The 14821-nt window shown below is 50.8% G+C and carries 13 protein-coding genes; 8 read left to right on the top strand and 5 right to left on the bottom strand.

The genetic code is table 11. The annotated features are described in order from the left end of the window. A partial coding sequence (locus HK25_RS09710) for a hypothetical protein (RefSeq protein WP_198945971.1) occupies positions 1–692 on the top strand: 692 nt, incomplete at its 5' end. A gap of 68 nt (positions 693–760) precedes the next feature. Here HK25_RS09710 and HK25_RS09705 read toward each other — a convergent pair. After that, positions 761–1177, bottom strand: a complete 417-nt coding sequence (locus HK25_RS09705; protein WP_086636067.1) for a hypothetical protein — start codon at positions 1175–1177, stop codon at positions 761–763. Between the two features lie 274 nt (positions 1178–1451). Here HK25_RS09705 and HK25_RS09700 point away from each other — a divergent pair, with 274 nt between their 5' ends. The 5 genes from HK25_RS09700 to HK25_RS09680 are packed head-to-tail and all read left to right on the top strand — an operon-like array spanning position 1452 to position 7658. Then, complete coding sequence (locus tag HK25_RS09700) at positions 1452–3251, top strand: ATP-binding protein (protein WP_086555446.1); 1800 nt, start codon at positions 1452–1454, stop codon at positions 3249–3251. Further along, the gene (locus HK25_RS09695; protein WP_233127786.1) at positions 3238–5253 is read left to right on the top strand and encodes a response regulator; all 2016 of its coding nucleotides are present in this window, start codon (positions 3238–3240) and stop codon (positions 5251–5253) included. The genes HK25_RS09700 and HK25_RS09695 overlap by 14 nt, the downstream gene beginning before the upstream one ends. Before the next feature lie 44 nt (positions 5254–5297). Further along, positions 5298–5891, top strand: a complete 594-nt coding sequence (gene hslV / locus HK25_RS09690; protein ID WP_086555448.1) for an ATP-dependent protease subunit HslV — start codon at positions 5298–5300, stop codon at positions 5889–5891. Between the two features lie 13 nt (positions 5892–5904). Continuing rightward, positions 5905–7218, top strand: coding sequence for an ATP-dependent protease ATPase subunit HslU (gene hslU, locus HK25_RS09685; RefSeq protein WP_086636066.1), 1314 nt, complete (start codon positions 5905–5907; stop codon positions 7216–7218). After that, entirely contained in the window at positions 7218–7658 is a 441-nt protein-coding gene (locus HK25_RS09680) for a SufE family protein (RefSeq protein ID WP_086555444.1), read from the top strand. The genes hslU and HK25_RS09680 overlap by 1 nt, the downstream gene beginning before the upstream one ends. 76 nt (positions 7659–7734) lie before the next feature. On the opposite strand, the gene HK25_RS09675 is transcribed toward HK25_RS09680, so the two are convergent. The 4 genes from HK25_RS09675 to HK25_RS09660 form a co-directional block, all read right to left on the bottom strand. Then, positions 7735–10059: a xanthine dehydrogenase family protein molybdopterin-binding subunit gene (locus tag HK25_RS09675; RefSeq protein WP_086555443.1), complete on the bottom strand. Its 2325-nt coding sequence runs from the start codon at positions 10057–10059 to the stop codon at positions 7735–7737. Further along, positions 10052–10528, bottom strand: coding sequence for a (2Fe-2S)-binding protein (locus HK25_RS09670; protein WP_086555442.1), 477 nt, complete (start codon positions 10526–10528; stop codon positions 10052–10054). The genes HK25_RS09675 and HK25_RS09670 overlap by 8 nt, the downstream gene beginning before the upstream one ends. Positions 10529–10548: 20 nt before the next feature. After that, on the bottom strand, positions 10549–11880 hold the full coding sequence (locus tag HK25_RS09665) for a cytochrome c (protein WP_086555441.1): 1332 nt from the start codon (positions 11878–11880) through the stop codon (positions 10549–10551). Positions 11881–12269: 389 nt separating this feature from the next. Next, complete coding sequence (locus tag HK25_RS09660; protein WP_086636065.1) at positions 12270–13742, bottom strand: mannitol dehydrogenase family protein; 1473 nt, start codon at positions 13740–13742, stop codon at positions 12270–12272. A gap of 387 nt (positions 13743–14129) precedes the next feature. On the opposite strand from HK25_RS09660, the gene rpmI reads away from it, so the two are divergent. After that, positions 14130–14333: a 50S ribosomal protein L35 gene (gene rpmI, locus HK25_RS09655; RefSeq protein ID WP_086555439.1), complete on the top strand. Its 204-nt coding sequence runs from the start codon at positions 14130–14132 to the stop codon at positions 14331–14333. Positions 14334–14347: 14 nt separating this feature from the next. Beyond that, the gene (rplT, locus tag HK25_RS09650) at positions 14348–14707 is read left to right on the top strand and encodes a 50S ribosomal protein L20 (protein WP_086555438.1); all 360 of its coding nucleotides are present in this window, start codon (positions 14348–14350) and stop codon (positions 14705–14707) included. Positions 14708–14821: the final 114 nt, after the last annotated feature.

Here is a 14821-nt window from a genome sequence, read left to right as displayed (position 1 = left end):
CTGTTGCGGCAGCCCCGGCTCCTGAGGTAGCTGCTCCTGTTGCGGCAGCCCCGGCTCCTGAGGTGGTGGCTGCTCCTGTTGCGGCAGCCCCGGCTCCTGAGGTGGCTGCTTCTGTTGAGACGGAGACAGAGAGCACACCCCATTCTGTCCATGCCGAGATAAGGATAAGAGAAGCGGCGCCATCTCCGGCAGAGCGGGAGCCGTATCAGGATACCTCTTCTGCATCGCCTGATGTGACAAAAGAGGAGGACGGTGGCGCGTATGCTCCGGCGGATACGTCGTGGTCTTCTGATGCTTCAGAACCTCATCTGCAGCAGTATGAGTATCAGTTTACGGGTGAGCTGAAACAACCGGTTTCTCCGGCTGAGAAGGCTTATGGTGCGTCAGCAATGTCTGCTCAGGCGGGCACTCTGCCTGAGGTTTCTGGTATAGGGCAGAAAATACAGGGTATTGTATCGCTGCTTATCGCGTTTTTGCGCGGGGTGTTTTCCGGAAAAATTTTTCCGTCCAAAGAAAAACGGTCAGATTTTGTTGCACATTTACGTGCATTGTCTCTGAATGGTGGTTTCTGGCGTGTCGCCTGGAGCGCCAGCCTTTTCCTTGCGTTTTGTGTGTTATGCGCGCTCTGGTTCTGGTGGGATGATATTGTTTACTTCTGGCCACCGGCAGGAAGAATATATCAGCCTTATTAAGGTCGCTTTGAAAAACCTGCTTTTCAGCAGGTTTTTTTATGTTTGTAGCTCAGATATCCTGTTGATTTTTACATGTATTTTCCTGCCAGTGTTGCCAGTGTTGCACCCGCTGCAGCAAGGAGCATAAGCATAATACCATCACGAATGAGGCCATCCGGAGTGAGCACATGTCCTGCAATGTCGATATGTGAAGGTATGGCTGATGTTGCAGAGCTGATTATATCTTTAGCCTGCTGATCCAGCGACGCTGTTGCATGGTTGAGAGAGCTGACAGCTATGGGGATAATTTTCCATACCAGGCCGGCAATAAACAGGAAAGGGGCCAGAAGTTCTGCAATCTGCTGCACAAAGTAAAAAATAAAATAACATACAGCCCATATGCCTGTTCGTAAGACGTGTATGGCAAAAGTTGCAGAGAAAAACTTTTGAGCGAAAGAGGAAGGTGCTGAGGCGTGAGAAAGTTTATCGTCAGAGCGCGAATTCATGGTCTGGGCTTTCCTTAAGGCAGCATGGGCATGTCAGTTGGATCTGGTATGCTGTTCAGGTAGTTGAGCAGAAATTCCTGTTAGTATACGAAACAATCCGCATGAAGAACACTGTTGCATTTTCCTGATGCTTTGCAGCGGCAGGCCTGACTGTACAGGTTTTCTGTGAGCACATTTATTTTATTCGCCAAAACGGGCGATATGCGCATCTATGATGGATTGAGCTCTGGCGGTTAATCTGCCTTAAAAAACCACCTTTAAGGTTAAGCAGGTCATGAATTCCCGTTCCGGTACATTATGGTTTGTCAGTAGTGGGCAAACACGAAAAAAACCGTTTCAGGATGCGTTGATTAAAAGCGGTATGAATCTTCACCTGTTTGAGGATGGACGGTCTGCGTTTGCCAGATTTGGTTCGGATATGCCCGACCTGCTGCTGGTTTCTGAGCAGCTTGATGATATGAACGTTGTGGAGTTTTGCCAGAGACTGCGCCTGACAGCCGGGACAAGAAGTGTGCCGGTTATCGTGCTTACCAGCGGAGAAGACACTCAGTTTGAGCGTGACCTGCTTAATAACGGTGCAGATGTCTGTTTTTGCCAGAATACCGATCCGTTATTGCTGGTGTTTCGTATCTGTACGCTTTTGCGTCGTTATGAAGATGATATGCCAGCCAGTGAAGGTGTCAGGTTCAGACCACCTGCCGTTACAGTTATCACAACGCCGGGTAGTGTTGCCTGGTCATGGCGTGGCGGGAAGGCAGAAAGCCAGGATAGCACCAGCCCGTTAATTTTTGAGAGTCTGACCAGCCATGGTTATTTGTTGAGCCTTATAGATGACCCGGCTCGTTTTGATGATATCGGGACCAGTGTAAGCCAGCAGCATCCTGACTGTGTGATTATTGATATGGACAGTCCTCAGTTTGATGGCCTTGAAATGGCGCGTAATTTGCTTTTTGCCCGTGAAATTAACGGACAGTGTACCAGAGTGCTGGGCATGGTAACGCCCGACAGGATGACGATAGAGAACGTAGTCGCGGCTTTTTCTGCCGGGGTTGATGATCTTGTCGGCGCTGATATCGAAACAGATCTGCTTATGGCGCGTATAGGCAGCCTGGTACGGCGCAAAATTTTGCAGGATGAGATGAGGCGTGAGGAAGCTCATGTCGAAAGTGCGCGGGCGCGTATGGCTCTGGCAGATGCTTTACGTCGCGTAAATGCAGATCTTGCAGCAGCCAACCGTAAACTGATTGAGGCACAGGCCAAGCTTGTGCAGTCAGCTAAAATGGCGTCTCTGGGAGAGCTGGCTGCAGGTATCGCACATGAGTTTAATAACCCCCTGGCCTTTGTACTGGCCCATGAGAGTACAGTACAGAAAGGCATAGCCACAGCACTTCAGGCCGTAAAAACCTCAGATTTTGACGGGGCAGAGCTTGCATTAACAAAGAGTAAAGAGCGCCTCTCTGCTTCTCTGGTTGGTTTATCGAGAATGCGCGATCTTGTTGCCAGTCTGCGTCGTTTTTCACGTCTGGAAGAGGGTGAGTTTGCACGTGTAGATGTACCTGAAAGTCTGAAGATAGTCCTGACACTTCTGGCTCCAAAATTCGGGCAGGAAATAAAAGTATTTTGCCATCTGAATGCACCGGCAGAACTTGTGTGTCAGGCTGCATTAGTGAATCAGGTTATTATGAATATTTTAAGTAATTCTGCGGATGCTATTGCTGAGAAAAGAATAAATAATAAAGAAATCAATAATATAGAAAATTATGATGAGATAAATATTTTTTCCTCCCTCGAAGAGGCAACCGAAGGTCGGGAGGGGGAGGATTATGTTATTCGTATTACTGATACAGGGCCGGGTGTTCCTGAAAATCTGAGAGAACGAATATTTGAACCCTTTTTTACCACAAAACCTGTAGGATCGGGAACAGGTCTCGGGCTGGCAACTGCTTATGGGGTTATTAAAGCTCATGGCGGGAGTATTTCTGTGACTGGCGGAGAGCAGGGTAAAGGGGCCTGTTTTGTTGTACGGGTGCCTTATCGGAGCGCTGAGGAGAAGGGCTGTTATGATGAGACCTGAAACGGTGGAGACTACCCCGGCAGCTATTCTTATCGTTGATGATGAGTCTGAAATTCTCGTCGCTCTGACAGATCTGTTTGAAGAGAAATATAATGTGCTCACGGCCGCTTCAGGCGAGGAGGGGCTGGGTATTCTTTCGCAGCGGTCTGATATTGCGGTTATTATTTCTGATCAGCGTATGCCTGGTATGACGGGAGACGGGTTTCTTACACAGGCGCGTCGGCTGTCTTCAGCCGGGGCAATTTTGCTGACAGGCTATGCCGATATACAGGCAGTCGAATCTGCTCTGAATAAGGGGCAGATTTCATTTTTTGTATATAAACCATGGGATCCTGAGACATTATTGTCCATGGTCGCACAGGCCGTAGAGCGTTACCGGCTGGAGAAAGCGCTCAGGCGCGAGCAGGCGTTACTGCGTATTTTGCTTGATAACCTGCCTTTCGGCCTGGCTTTTAAAGATGAGCAGGACCGGTTTGTTCGTATGAATGAACAGATGGCAAGTCAGCTGGGTTGTTCTCTGACAGATGTTCTTGGGCAGCGGGAAGAGGACATCGTAAGCCCTGAGCGACTTGTCAGTCTGAGGGAAGCGCAGAGTGTGCTTGCTGCTGGTGGGCGCGATCAGCAGGTTATCAGACTGAATGATGCTGATGGTAAAACACGCTGGCATGATCTGACGCGTATTTTAATTGGCCAGAAATCGCGTGAAACCTTTCCTGGTGCCGGCCCCGAGCTTGATGAGTATTCTGTTTTTATTGACAGAGATGTCACAGATCTTCTCAGCCTTGATCAGCGCCTGCAGCAGGCACAGAAGATGCAGGCTATCGGTACGCTGGCAGGTGGTGTTGCGCACGATTTTAATAACTTACTAACTGCAATTATGGGGTCACTCGAACTGGTGCAGGAGCTCGATCCTCCAAAAGTGCCAGCGGTTACGAAATTATATGATAATGCCATACAGGCTGCACGACGCGGTGGTGTGCTGACACAAAAGTTGCTTGATTTCAGCCGTCCGCGGCATTTTTCATGCTGTAAAGTCGATATTGTCAGTGTGCTGCGTGAAATGCAGGATTTTGTGGAAGGTTCTGCGCTGCCGTATGACCTGCGTAATATGCTGGGGTCAGAGAGTCTGCAGGCGGCTGAGCGCTTAAAGTCTGTACAGTTTAATTTGCCTTCTGAGCCACTTCCTCCGGTCTGGACGGATATTTTACAGCTTCAGCTTGCTGTTTTTAATCTGTGTATGAATGCGCATGATGCACAGCCAGGCGATGAGCGTATTACAGTATCAGTTTATACGTCAGCACGTTTGCTGGGGCGTGTGTCAGCACAACCGTCTGAGAAGGCATGGGTTGTGGTTCAGGTCGTTGATCGTGGCGTGGGCATGACCGAGGAAACACAGGCCCGTATTTTTGATCCGTTCTTTACGACAAAAGATACCGGACACGGTAAGGGCATGAGCCTGTCTGTTATTTATGGTTTTATCAATTACTGCAGTGGTGAAATTCGTGTCGATAGTGTGCCAGGCGGAGGGACCTCGATAGAGCTCTGGCTGCCCGTTATGACGCAGGACCTGAAGCAGTTTGAAGTGGCTCCTGCTCCTGTTGTGCCTGACAACAGGGAAAGAACAGTTCCTCCGGTATCGCCCTCTGAGAAAAATGGCCAGACCATACTGGTCGTTGATGATGAGGAGAGTGTCAGAGCTGTTACAGCCGGTTTTCTCCGGCATGTCGGGTACACCGTGCTCGAGGCTGATAATGGTGCAGATGGCCTTGCTCTGGCTACTCAGCATAAAGAGATCGCTCTGGTCGTTATGGACGTTATGATGCCAGGCATGAACGGGAATGAAGCCGCACAGAAAATGACGGCAATGAAGCCTGGTCTGCCGGTTCTTTTTGTGACCGGCTATACCGATCCGGGCCTTCTGCCTGATGATGCCCGTGTGCTGCATAAGCCTTACAGGCGGAGTGAACTGCTGGCTGAAGTTAAGGCAATACTTCCCTCGTAGTTTCCCCCTTGTGCTCTGGCAGGGAATCCCTATTTTTTATGATTATGAATAATTTTAAATCAGATTCTTCCTCATACGATCCGGTTGGCTGGCATGGAACAACGATTCTGTGCGTTCGCCGTGGTCAGGATGTTGCCATGGCTGGTGATGGCCAGGTAACGCTGGGTGCAACTGTCATTAAGGGTAACGCCCGCAAGGTGCGTCGCATAGGGCCGGGAGGCACAATTCTCGCTGGTTTTGCCGGCGCTACAGCTGATGCCTTTACGCTGCTCGAACGCCTTGAAGCCAAGCTTGAGCGCTATCCCGGTCAGTTGGAACGCGCCTGTGTTGAGCTTGCAAAGGACTGGCGTACAGATCGTTATCTGCGCCGGCTTGAAGCAATGATGGCGGTGGCTGACAATGAGCATTCTTATACCCTGACGGGTAATGGTGATGTTCTTGAACCTGAAGACGGTATCATCGCCATTGGCTCGGGTGGAAATTATGCCCTGTCTGCGGCCAGAGCACTTCTGACAGTTGATGGTCTGACAGCAGAGGATATAGTGCGTCGCTCAATGAAAATAGCTGGCGATATCTGTGTTTATACAAATCACTCCGTGCGTGTTGAAACACTTTCTGCCGGTCCGGTAAAAGAATAAGGGAGGCAGCGTTATGGAAATTCCGACATTTTCTCCCAGAGAGATTGTTTCTGAGCTTGATCGTTTTATCGTAGGGCAGGCAGATGCAAAGCGTGCAGTTGCTATTGCTATGCGTAACCGCTGGAGACGCTCTCGTTTAAGTGCAGGTATGCGCGAAGAGGTTGTGCCTAAGAACATTCTGATGATCGGCCCAACCGGTTGCGGTAAGACAGAGATCGCCCGCAGACTTGCAAAACTGGCTCAGGCGCCGTTTCTTAAAATAGAAGCCACCAAGTTTACTGAGGTAGGCTACGTTGGGCGTGATGTAGACAGCATCATCAGAGATCTGGTTGAAGCCTCGATCGTCATGGTTCGTGAACTAAAGCGGCATGAAGTGAAGGCTAAGGCAGAGCAGATTGCTGAAGATCGTCTGGTTGAGGCGCTGGTCGGGCAGGGCGCTTCGGCAGAGACAAAGAACAAGTTCCGCACGATGCTGCGTGATGGTCAGCTTGAAGACAAAGAAATCGAGATTTCTGTTGTTGAGGCCGCTCCTTCAGGTGGTGGTGAAATGCCCGGTGTTATGCCAGGTAATGTCATCAATTTTGGTGAAATGATGAAAGGCTTTATGAGCCGTTCACCCCAGCAGCGCCGCCTGAAAATTTCTGTTGCCAGAACTTATCTTGAGCGCGAAGAAGCTGACAAACTTCTTGATAATGAAGCGATTACACAGGAAGCCGTCAGTCACGCACAGAACAATGGCATCGTTTTTATTGATGAAATTGATAAAGTCTGTGCCCGCTCGTCAGAAGGTGGTTCGCGAGGTGGTGATGTCTCTCGGGAAGGGGTTCAGCGTGACCTGCTGCCACTGATTGAGGGGACGACAGTTTCCACCAAATATGGCCCGGTTAAAACAGATCATATTCTGTTTATTGCCTCGGGTGCGTTCCACCTGGCCAAACCGTCTGATCTTTTGCCGGAACTTCAGGGCCGTCTGCCTATTCGTGTTGAGTTGCAGCCTCTGTCACGTGAAGATCTGCGCCGTATTCTGACAGAGCCTGAGCATTCTTTGCTGAAGCAATATATAGCTCTGATGCAGACCGAAGGCATCAGCCTGACTTTTGAAGATGGTGCTGTTGACGCTCTGGCAGATCTTGCCGCAGATATTAACGAGCGTGTCGAGAATATCGGAGCACGCCGTCTGGCGACTGTGCTTGAGAAACTGCTTGAGGAGATTTCTTTCTCGGCACCTGACCGCAGTGGTGAGAAGATCAGTGTACCTGCCTCTCAGGTGACAGAGAAAGTTGCCCCACTTGCTAAAAAGGGTGACCTTAGCCGGTTTATTTTATGATGGATGCTCCTTTTCTTTTGCCTGCCGAGGCTACAGCAGCTGAGGCTGTTGAAGCGATAGGCGATGAGCTGGCTCTGTTTGATGACTGGATGGAGCGTTATCAGTTCATCATAGAAATGGGGCGCAAGCTGCCTGCTTTTCCACAGGAATGGTGTAATGATGCACACCGTGTTCCTGGTTGTCAGAGTCAGGTATGGCTTGAAGCGAAAGAAGAAGCTGGCAGGCTGTATTTTGCCGGGCTTTCTGATGCTGCCATTGTCTCAGGCCTGGTGGCCCTGTTGCTCAGGGTTTATTCAGGCCGTTCACGTGAAGAAATTCTGGAGACAGATCCAAAATTTTTGCGTGACCTGGGGCTTGTGCAGGCATTGTCAACAAACCGGGGTAACGGTGTTGAGGCCATGGCACGTGCCATTCGTTCAGCTGCGGCGCAGACTGCCTGAGTACCCTGTTATAGTATGATAATATAAAAAAGGGCCACTTCCCGAGGGAGGTGGCCCTTTTTTGACAGTCTTATATTCAGCCTGCAGTTTTAGCCTGTAAGCCGGCAAGAACATCAGCTGGGCGGATAGGCTGGTGGCGCAGCCGTACACCAACCGCATTAAAGACGGCGTTGGCAATGGCTGCACCAATAGCCGTTACACCTGGTTCCCCAAGGCCGGTTGGTTTTTCAGTACTTTTTATAAACTCAATGTCAATTTCAGGCGCATCGGCAATACGTATCGGGGTATAATTGTCGAGGTTATGTGCCTGAGGGTTGCCATTAACAATTTCGGTTGATTCAAACAAAGCCATGCTCAGTCCCCACAGAGCACCACCTTCTGTTTGTGCGGCCGCACCATCAGGGTCAACAATTGTACCGGCATCAAGCACCAGCCAGATTTTCTGGCAGGTTACGACACCTGTTTTGCGGTCCACATGCACCTGTACAGCACCGGCTGTCCATGTCGGCATGTTGCGTTCCTGACCAAAGGTCGTGGCAATGCCCAGGGCCGTGTCAGCCGGCAGGTTTGTTTTACCGTAGCCACATTTTTCTGCCAGACGGCGCAAAACATTGGCCTGACGCTCAGCACCGCCAACTGCGTTCGGAGCGCTGCCGGCATTTCTGCCAGTTGCCCTGAGGTGCTCCAGGCGGAACTCAAGAGGGTCTTTCCCCGCATCATGTGCCAGTTCATCCATAAAGGCTTCATAAGCCCAGGATGTCCAGCCTGCACTGACCGAGCGTAGCCAGCCGGGGCGGAATGTCGCTTCAGCCAGGTCATTGCTCAGAGCACGTACCTGCATGGGGCCAACATCGTACCAGTTATCGGCACCGGCAATGGCAAACTGATCATAGGGTTTGCCATCAACGCCTTTTTCCATAAAGGCGGGGGCCATAACTTTTGTCGGCCAGCCGGCAGAAGCATGATGCTGCCAGCTCGTTACGGCCTTCTGATCATTCAGGGCCGCACGAAGTGTCTGCACAGAAGGTGAGCGAAAAGAGTCAAACTGCATGTCATCTGAGCGGGTCAGAATGAGTTTAACGGCTTTGCCACTCAAGGCTTTAGAGATAAGAGCTGCGGCTACGGCATAGTCACCATTCAGGCGCCGGCCAAAGCCGCCCCCCAGCAGGTAGCTGCACATAACGACTTCTTTTTCCGGCACGCTCAGAGCTTTGGCAATGACCGGCAGAAAAAGAGATTGCCACTGGTTGCCACAATGAACTTCCCATTTGCCGTCGTGCAGACGTGCCAGGGCATTCATGGGCTCCATGGTGTAATGCATGACAGAAGCACAGGTGTATGTTTGCTCAAATACCTTGCTGGCAGAAGAGAAAGCTTTATCTGTGCCGGGGTCATTAAAAACATAAACGCCGCCGTTTTTGTCGGCAATCTGTTTACGGCCGTAATCAATAATGTCCTGTTCAGAAACAGAGGCTGTTTTGCCAGGAGCCCATGTAACTTTCAGTGCATCCGTTGCACGAATAGCAGCCGGGTATGATGAGGCAATAACGACAACCCAGCCAGGTACAGTGTCTGAAGGGTCTTCGATAACGATGTAGCGTTCGTAGCCTTTAACTTTTTTCGCGCCGCTTTCATCAACCGACAGAACTCTGGAGCCGTAGCGGGTGGGCGGCAGTTTAGGGCGTGCATACACCATCCCCTCAAGGGTGGCATCAATACCGTAAATAGCCTGGCCCGTGGTTTTGGCCGGGATATCAAGCGCTTTAACGTCTTTGCCGATCAGGCTTTGTTTTGATACGGGCTTAAGAGGCAGTTTGGCCATTTCTTCAGGTGTGAAGGTGCGTGTCGGGTGCGCCTTCTGAACAATGTCACCGTAGGAGATAGATTTGTTACCTGCGATAATCTGCCCTTTTCGTGCGATACACTGAGCAGGGGATACGCCAAGCAGCTTCGCACCCTCTTCAAGCAGAACGGTTCGGGCAGCAGCCCCTACCTGACGGAAGAGATCCCACGTCATCCATACAGACCACGAACCACCTGTGACCATCAGCCCCCATTTCGGGTCTGTATCAACCTGGGTGATCTGTACCTTGCTCCAGTCCGCTTCCATTTCATCCGCCATGATGCGGGCAAGAGCTGTGCCAACGTGCTGGCCCATTTCGGCGCGGATGATATTGATGTTGATCTGGCCGTCAGGTGAGACAGAAGACCAGATAGTCGGCTCAAAAGCACCGCTTTCAGGCGCACCATCTGCAATAGGATAGATCTGACTGGCGCTGGCCTTACGGGCAAAGCCAAATAAGAAAGCTGAACCGGCAGATGTCAGTAAAAAGCTGCGTCGCGTTGCTTTGAGTCCGTCTGCGCGGTCCTGCTGCATGGCAATACGTTCAAGTTTACCCATGAGATGGTGTCTCCTCACGTGCCGCAGCGGCAGCCTGTTTGATTGCTTTACGAATACGAAGATAAGTCATGCAACGGCACAGATTGCCAGCCATGACGCCATCAATCTGTTCATCGGTTGGGTCAGGATATGTTTTTAACAGGCAGGCAGCCTGCATGATCTGACCAGACTGGCAATACCCGCACTGAGGCACCTGAATATCACGCCAGGCTTCCTGCACAGGGTGCTGGCCCTGTGGGTCGAGCCCTTCAATCGTGACGACTTCAGCTTCGATTACGGAGCTGACAGGTGTAATGCAGGAGCGTGTTGACTGACCGCCAACATGCACGGTGCAGGCACCGCACTCGCCAATACCACAGCTGAATTTGGTGCCGGTCAGTTTAAGTTCATCACGCAGCACCCACAGAAGAGGGGTATCTTCAGGCACATCGACGGAAACGTACTGGCCGTTGAGTTTGAATTTGATCATTGTGTCGCTCCGTGACTGCCTTAGTGAGAAGAATTGACCGGAATAGTCTCAACAGTTGCACGTGCGGCAGCTGCTTTCTTTTCCAGATCTGTCCATGGTGGCAGTGTTGTGCGCGTGCGGCGCAGGTAGGCGGCCAGTCGTGCCATATCTTTATCAGAGAGCGCATTGTAAAAACTTGGCATAACAACGCCTGCCTGGCCTTCTTCAGCGGTGAAACCACGCAGGATGGCCTGATAAAGGTTTGTTGGTTCGTCAAGCCAGAGGGCGTTATTTAAAGCGAGTTCAGGCCTGCCTGAGGCTGGTGTCGGGGCTGAATTATAGTGACAGCCGGCACATGCTCCCTGGTAGAGCTTGGCATCCGGGTCAACGACCGGATGGGTCAGGTCGACAGAAGACTGATTCATAGCCAGAGCAAGCGCATCTTTATCATGTTTTGCGCGTACAGCAGCATTATCAACAAAAGCGAAATAGTGCGCTATGGCATGGACATCCTCTTCCGGAACTGTGGAGAGGAAGCGGTGAGGAACAGGTGACATGGGCCCGCCGGCTGATCCATGCAAAGGCGCGACACCGTTGCGCAGATAAGCATACAGCTCATCTTCGTTCCATGTGGTGGGTGTCGGGTTGTTTGCATTAAGTGGCGGTGCGATCCAGCCATCCACTACAGCGCCATCATAAGTTGAGCCGCTTTTTTCTGCGCCCATTAAGTTACGTGGTGTATGACATGACCCGCAGTGAGCAACGCCTTCGGCCAGATATGCACCCCGGTTCCATAATGCGTCATGTGTCGGGTCGGGCTGATAAACACCCTGTTTGAAGAACAGGAGTTTCCACCCGGCCTGCAGCAGACGGATATTAAGCGGGAAAGGCAGCTCGTTTGGCCGGTGTGTCAGATGCACGGCGGGGCGTGTCATCATGTAAGCATAAAGATCAGAGATGTCCTGATCAGTCATTTTTGTGAAATGGTCGTATGGGAAAGCAGGAATAAGGTTGCCCCCATCACGGCTGATACCCCGGTGCATAGCCCGGCGGAAAGCCTCTTCTGACCATTTACCAATACCGGTCTGCGGATCGGGTGTAATATTAGATGTATAAATAGCCCCGAAAGGGGTTTTCATCTGGTAGTCACCGGCAAATTCGGGGCCGCCACCCAGGTCAGTGCGGGTATGACATTCCGCACAATAGCCTTCAGCGGCGACAATGCGGCCGCGTTCAACCTGTTCAGCTGAAAAGCTTGAAGCTGCGGGAGGGGTGATGTCAGCGATAGCAGGATGCCAGGCGTAGGCAAGAAAACCTAGTCCTCCAAGGAGACCGGCTCCGGCTATTCCAGCCAGGAAGATACGTTTTTTCACTCTGATCCTGCTCCTGTTATATCAGATTAAATAAGTGCGTGCACAGAAAACGCCTGTTGCATCGTTTTCCGTAACATTCTGACACAGACATAGTCTGGGATTGTGATGTGCTGTTGTTTCGCATTGTTAAACAAAGCTGGGGGCAAATGTAATCTGGGGCGCAAGATAGCGGATGATTACAGGATAAAAAAGACTTATTTGGTACTTAAGGAAAATTAAATACGATGTAAACTTTTGTATTTAAGATGATGATATTTTTCTTTTTTTAGTAAAAATTATGAATATTTAAAAAGTGGCACTGAGTGTCATAAAAATAGCCATTACCTGGATGTTAAGAGTCAGGCAATGGCTAAGAAATTTTAAAAAATACTTTTCAGTCAGGCGTGGTGTTAGTGCTCAAGCTGAAGTAGTGTTTTGCGCACGCCGTGTGACTGTATGCTCTTGCGAAGATTGATTACTTCATTTGTGAAGTCCGGATACTGGGCAAGGTCCCACCCTGAAAAAACTGGTATTGTCAGACCTGCTTTGAGATCATGGCTCAAAATCAGTTTTTGGGTGGCATCTGTCAGCTCAGGTTCAGAGAAGCTATAGCTTTTTTTACTGTCAGTGGTGCCCCGCAGATATTCAAGGAAACAGGCTGTGCCAAAAGCCAGCCTTTTATGGTTTTTTCCCGCTTTAAGAATGCCTTTTACGGTATCTGTCCAGAAAACAGGCAGCTTTGATGCGCTGTCTGAGGCAATGCGTAGCAGCTGGTCGCCTACAGCCGGATTGCGGAAGCGGTTAAGAACCTGGCTGGCGTAGTCCGCGAGAGAGACGTCAGATGGTGGTGTGATAAACGGCGATGCATCCTGGGTCAGAAACTGCTCAAGTAAGGTGAGCAGGGCTGTGTCTTTCATCGCCTCAGGTACTGTGTCGTAATCCATAAGCAGGCCGGGCAGGGCCAGCATTGAATGCGATGCGTTGAGCATGCGCAGCTTGACCTGTTCATAAGGCTCAACATTTTTTGTAAACTGTACACCGACGGTTTCAAGTTCAGGGCGACCTGCGCAGAAGGAATCTTCAATGACCCACTGTGTAAAATCCTCTGCGAAGAGAGGCATCTGATCATCAATGCCGCTGAGTTTATTCAGTCGTTCTTTGTCTGCCCCGGAGACGGACGGAGTAATGCGGTCAACCATGGTTGACGGAAAGGTCACGTTTTCACTGATCCATTGACCTAAAGCCGGATCTTTTGCTGTGGCATAGGCACAAAAAGCTTCGCGGGCTACTTTGCCGTTGTCGCGCAGGTTGTCGCATGTCATCACTGTGAAAGGGCCGGTGCCGTTGTCGCGACGCAGGCGCAGGGCCTCAGTTACGAGGCCAAAAGCTGTGTGAGGCACCTCACGCTTCAGGTCCTCGGCAATGGCAGGTGTGTTGAGCATAAATTTGCCGTCTGCATCTATATTATAGCCGCCTTCGGTAATGGTCATGCTGACAATTTTAATGGCGGGGTCTGCCAGGCGCTGAATGGCAGCGGAGCGATCTTTAGCGGCCTGTACATATTCTGTTATGGCGCCCAGAACTCTGGTGGTGTGGCTGCCGTCAGTTGAGAATTCCGTCAGTGTATAAAGGCCGTCCTGCCCGGCCATAATGCCGGCTCGACGGGTTTCGCGTTCGTTATCGCGCAGCCCTATGCCGACAATAGCCCAGTTCTCCTGTCCGGGGCGGGCCAGAACGCGGTCGATATACAATGCCTGATGCGCACGGTGAAAGTTACCAACGGCGAGGTGCGCAATGCCAGGGGTAACCTTTTTGCGGTCGTACCCAGGGGTAATAACCTGTGAGGGGAGCTGGCTGAGTGTGGCGCTGGACAGGGAAATCATGTGAGTGGCAAACCTCGCTTATAAAGTTACGCTTCATGCTGCGGAATGCATGAATCTCTGGTTGTCTAAAGCCTGCAAAAGAGAGCGTATCATCAGATGCAGGTCAGAGCCATGGGAAAGGCGGCAGGTGCAGGGATAGTCCGCATTGTGCCGTGATGCAGCAGGGCAGGAGTGTGTCTGATTGCCCAGGTGAAGGGCAGGCTGCATCTCTCTGATGGCTCATTTTCTCCATAAATTCATTTGAATGGTAGCTTGTAAATTAACTTAAACTCAGCTATGCACGCGACTTCAGATTACACGCGTCCGGGCCTGTGTGGGCATGCCTGGCCGTGTTCTGCTGTTTTTTGCTGATATAACAGCGATAACAAGTTTTCATGGAGTAGTGAAATGCCCAAAATGAAGACCAAGTCATCGGTTAAAAAGCGGTTCAAAATCACCGCAACCGGTAAGGTGCTTGCTGGCCCATGTGGTAAACGCCACGGCCTGATTAAGCGTCCGCAGAAAATGAAACGTACCAACCGTGGTCCTCAGACAATGACACCGCAGGATGGTCGTACAGTTAAACAGTGGGCGCCCTACGGGCTGGTTTAAGGAGCATCTGAGATATGGCACGTGTAAAACGCGGTGTAACAAGCCACGCCCGTCACAAAAAAGTCCTCGACCTTTCAAAAGGTTTTCGTGGCCGGTCCTCAACAAACTATCGTATTGCTATCGAACGTCTTGAAAAGTCGCTTCAGTATGCATACCGCGATCGTCGTAACAAAAAACGTGAATTCCGCGCTCTGTGGATCCAGCGTATCAATGCAGCTGTGCGCGAGCACGGCCTGACCTACAGCCGTTTTATCAATGGGCTGGCAAAAGCCGGCATTGAAATCGACCGTAAAGTTCTGGCTGCTGTTGCATTTGACGATGCAGCAACATTTGCTGAAATCGTTAAAAAAGCTCAGGCTGCTCTCGCTGCCTGAAGTGTGCTGAGCACTGATGATTTTCAGGAAAGGTCGCCTCCCGCAGGCGGCCTTTTTTGTTTTAAGGGGTTTCCTCATGCTGGCGGAGAGGATATTGCCCTGTAAACTATTTTT

It is taken from the genome of Acetobacter sp. DsW_059, from assembly GCF_002153695.1.
GTDB classification, from domain to species: Bacteria; Pseudomonadota; Alphaproteobacteria; order Acetobacterales; family Acetobacteraceae; genus Acetobacter; species Acetobacter thailandicus.
This window is presented reverse-complemented; position numbering and strand designations above follow the sequence as displayed.

Bases quoted from the DNA above. Each gene is read 5' to 3' on its own strand.
- HK25_RS09660 (WP_086636065.1), bottom strand. From the start codon at position 13,742: ATGATTTCCCTGTCCAGCGCCACACTCAGCCAGCTCCCCTCACAGGTT.
- HK25_RS09680 (WP_086555444.1), top strand. From the start codon at position 7,218: ATGGATGCTCCTTTTCTTTTGCCTGCCGAGGCTACAGCAGCTGAGGCT.
- HK25_RS09700 (WP_086555446.1), top strand. From the start codon at position 1,452: ATGAATTCCCGTTCCGGTACATTATGGTTTGTCAGTAGTGGGCAAACA.
- HK25_RS09675 (WP_086555443.1), bottom strand. From the start codon at position 10,059: ATGGGTAAACTTGAACGTATTGCCATGCAGCAGGACCGCGCAGACGGA.
- rplT (WP_086555438.1), top strand. From the start codon at position 14,348: ATGGCACGTGTAAAACGCGGTGTAACAAGCCACGCCCGTCACAAAAAA.
- HK25_RS09705 (WP_086636067.1), bottom strand. From the start codon at position 1,177: ATGAATTCGCGCTCTGACGATAAACTTTCTCACGCCTCAGCACCTTCC.
- hslV (WP_086555448.1), top strand. From the start codon at position 5,298: ATGAATAATTTTAAATCAGATTCTTCCTCATACGATCCGGTTGGCTGG.
- hslU (WP_086636066.1), top strand. From the start codon at position 5,905: ATGGAAATTCCGACATTTTCTCCCAGAGAGATTGTTTCTGAGCTTGAT.
- rpmI (WP_086555439.1), top strand. From the start codon at position 14,130: ATGCCCAAAATGAAGACCAAGTCATCGGTTAAAAAGCGGTTCAAAATC.
- HK25_RS09670 (WP_086555442.1), bottom strand. From the start codon at position 10,528: ATGATCAAATTCAAACTCAACGGCCAGTACGTTTCCGTCGATGTGCCT.
- HK25_RS09695 (WP_233127786.1), top strand. From the start codon at position 3,238: ATGATGAGACCTGAAACGGTGGAGACTACCCCGGCAGCTATTCTTATC.